The organism is Candidatus Moraniibacteriota bacterium (assembly GCA_026396275.1).
Lineage (GTDB): Bacteria > Patescibacteriota > Minisyncoccia > Moranbacterales > JAPLXC01 > JAPLXC01.
The window spans coordinates 1-1,628 of the sequence record JAPLXC010000020.1; the positions used below are offsets into that span (position 1 = coordinate 1).

Annotated in this window: 2 protein-coding genes; both read left to right on the top strand. The window is 43.7% G+C overall.

Annotated elements, in window-relative coordinates; all coding sequences use genetic code 11:
- Positions 1 to 1,012, top strand: a 1,012-nt coding sequence (locus NT136_04280; GenBank protein MCX6766147.1) for an acetate--CoA ligase family protein, incomplete at its 5' end; no start/stop codon positions are given.
- Positions 1,013 to 1,024: 12 nt separating this feature from the next.
- On the top strand, positions 1,025 to 1,600 hold the full coding sequence (locus NT136_04285) for a response regulator (protein MCX6766148.1): 576 nt from the start codon (positions 1,025 to 1,027) through the stop codon (positions 1,598 to 1,600).
- Positions 1,601 to 1,628: the final 28 nt, after the last annotated feature.

The window sequence follows — 1,628 nt, forward strand, 5'->3', positions numbered from 1 at the left end:
AAATCCGATTGATGTGCTGGCGGACTCTCAAGAGGATCGCTATCAGTTGGTCTTAGATATTTTCAACGGCGAAAATATTGGTTCAATTCTTTGCATCCTCACGCCTCAGCAGCAGACCCCGGTAGACAAAATCGCCGATAAAATTATTTCTTTCTCAGAGACAACTCATAAGGTTGTTATGGCCAACTTTATGGGAGGAGAAAAGATAAAATCAGCCGCGGAGCGTCTGCAGAAAAACAACATTCCAAATTTTTCGTTTCCGGATGAAGCAGTGGAGGCGCTGGATAAATATTGCCGGTGGAATATTTTTCACTCCACCAAAGAAAAAGCAAAACCCCAAATCGACCAAGAGCGAAGAAGAAGGGCGGAGGCGCTTGTTCAAAAAATCAAGTCAGAGGGCAGAAATGTGTTGCTCTTTTCGGAAGCGGAAGAACTGATGGGGATTTATGGAATCAGCGTCATTGAGACCCATGATTATGGTTCAAATATGAATGCGAGGTTCCCCTTGGTGGCGAAAGTAGACAGCGATAAAGTACTTCATAAGACCGAAAAGCAAGGCGTTATCATAGACATAAAAGACAAGGGGGAGCTAGATAGAGCAATCGCGAAATTAAGGAGTTATTTTCCGGGGGAAAACGTAATTATCCAGCCGATGTCAAAAGGACACGCAGAGTTGATCATTGGAATAAAAAGAGATGAAATTTTCGGGCCAGTTATAATTTACGGCCTGGGAGGAATTTACGCGGAAGTTTTCCGGATGGTGGATTTTCTAATGCCGCCGCTTGACGTTCGGGAAATAGAAGAGTCCCTGCTGAAAAGCAAAATCAGGTTTTTATTCGGGGAAACGCGGGGGAAAAAGAGTTGCAGCAGTCAGGAACTAGCCAAAATACTTGAGGCGGTTGGCTTCCTAGCCCGAGAAAACCCGGAAATACTAGAACTTGATATTAATCCGCTTTTTATCTATAATGATGGTAACAAGGCAATAGCAGCGGATATAAAAGTAATCATTTAAAAACAAAACATTATGGGCGCGAAAAAACTTAAAATTTTGCTAGTTGATGACGATGATTCGACTCGTGAAATATACGCGGAAGTTTTTAAAAATTCCGATTTTGATGTTCTGGAAGCAAAAGACGGCGTTGAAGGATTGGATATAGCTACCCGGGAACTGCCGGATGTGATCTTCACCGGAATTATCATGCCCCGAATGGATGGATTTACGATGATGGAAGCGCTCAAGAAGAATCTGGCCACTTCTAATATTCCGGTAGTCATCTCCTCTCATATGGGAAGAGAAGAAGACCAGCAAAAAGCCAACGTCCTGGGAGCCAGAGACTTTATCGTTCGGGATGTCACATCGCCCAATCAGGTGGTAGAAAGGATTAACGCGCTGTTCTTAGCAGGCGGAGAGTATCGCCTCGATTTCAACGCATACAACCTGGATGCCCAGAAACTGGCCAGGGAACTGGGGCTTAATAATAATTTTCAGTGCCTGGAATGCAACGAAAAATTGGTCATGCAATTGAAACTTCAAAATCCGAAGGAACAGTTGTTTGAAGCGCGTTTCCTTTGCCCCCACTGCGGATGGGTGGCTAGATAGCTTTTATTAATCCAAATATCAAAATCCA

What these genes read in the sequence shown, in the direction of transcription:
- NT136_04285 (MCX6766148.1), top strand. Translation starts at nt 1,025, where the DNA reads ATGGGCGCGAAAAAACTTAAAATTTTGCTAGTTGATGACGATGATTCG.